Source organism: Oleiphilus sp. HI0079, assembly GCF_001635105.1.
Genome location: NZ_LWFT01001234.1, coordinates 1 through 828 on the forward strand (window position 1 = coordinate 1; position 828 = coordinate 828).

Sequence of the window (828 nt, forward strand, 5' to 3'; positions counted from 1 at the left end):
GAGTGAGGGGGCTTTGTTTACTGCTGGTTTTGGTGTGCAAGTAGTAGGTGTCACCTTTGAGCTTGCAGCACTTAGTGACTCGGATGCTAACAATGTGGGTGTTGGTACGCAGCTTGGTGTCACGTTTTAAACAAATGTCTGTTTACTTTGGCGCTTCGTTCACCTAAACGTTGTCATTACAGAGTCTGGAGGTACTCCATATTCTGTGCTGTTTTTAGGTGTTGTTGATTAGATCGCAGGTTTATAAAGTGTGAGAGCATTCTTCCAAAGCACGCGTTCAGCGGCCTCTGCATCTAGGTTGTCGACAATTAGCTGAATGTCGTTGTGTTGAAATGCTCGTGGAGCTCGTGTTGATGGTAAGTCCGTTCCGAACATCAAGCAATGAGGGTTGGCTTTGTACAGGTCTTGAATGACGGAAGCGGGCTTAAAGTCAATGCGGCCGAAGCCTGTGGCTTTGATATATACGCCTTTTTCTGCACATTTAAGTAGGGATTTAATCCCCACTTTGCTCAAGCCAAGATGGTCAATGCTTACTTTGGGGAGAGAAAGGAGAGTAGGGCTGAGTCCTTCCAATTCCGTCGAATCGACGTACAGTTCTACGTGCCATTCGGCAAGATCATGCAGTCTTAGAGCGAAGTTCTTTAACTGTTTTATTCCTTCCGAGCCTCCTCGTTTGAGGTTGAATCTAACGGCTCTTACCCCGGCTTCGTTAAGAAGAGCAACATCTTCATCGGAGCAAGTGTGGAGTAATTGCGTCACGCCCACAAAGCGCTTGCCGAGTTTCTCGAGTGCATCCAGTAAATAGCTTTGGTCTTGTTTTTGGAATGA

General features: G+C 46.5%; 1 protein-coding gene. It reads right to left on the bottom strand.

The window, feature by feature from the left end; translation table 11 throughout:
- Positions 1 to 228 precede the first annotated feature (228 nt).
- Positions 229 to 828, bottom strand: a 600-nt coding sequence (locus A3750_RS21790) for an amidohydrolase (protein ID WP_068548822.1), incomplete at its 5' end; no start/stop codon positions are given.